The organism is Endothiovibrio diazotrophicus, assembly GCF_054657215.1.
This window is the reverse complement of the sequence record NZ_BAAHXB010000319.1, coordinates 1-459: the sequence shown is the minus strand read 5'-3', so window position 1 is coordinate 459 and position 459 is coordinate 1. Positions and strand designations below refer to the sequence as shown.

Below are 459 nucleotides of genomic sequence, written 5' to 3'. Positions count from 1 at the left end.
CCGTTTGAGGGTCCGGGACAACACAACCCGGCCCGAGGGAAGGGGCCCTACTTTGTCCACGCAACCGAAGAGCGGAGGATCAGGGGATTGCCATGTCGCTAGTAACCCCGGAGAGGATCAGGACGCTACAGAGGAAGCTCTACACCAAGGCCAAGCAAGAGCCGGAGTTTCGCTTCTACGCCTTGTACGACAAGCTGTGCCGGGATGACGTTCTGGGTCATGCCTATCGGCTCGTTCGTTCGAACCGGGGCGCGCCCGGCGTTGACGGGCTGCGCTTCGCGGACATCGAGGCGGAAGAAGGGGGGCGGCGTTTCGTGCAGCGCCTACGCGAGCAGTTGAAAAGGAAAACGTACCGCGCGGATGCGGTACGCCGGGTATGGATACCCAAGCCCGATGGCAGTAAGCGGCCGCTGGGGATTCCCACCATCCAGGACCGGGTGGTGCAGATGGCGGTCAAGC

The 459-nt window shown here is 63.0% G+C and carries 1 pseudogene; it reads left to right on the top strand.

What is annotated here, in order from left to right:
- Positions 1-92: 92 nt before the first annotated feature.
- Positions 93-459 (top strand): annotated as a pseudogene (locus tag ACYQ2W_RS26620) (group II intron reverse transcriptase/maturase); the annotation flags it as partial.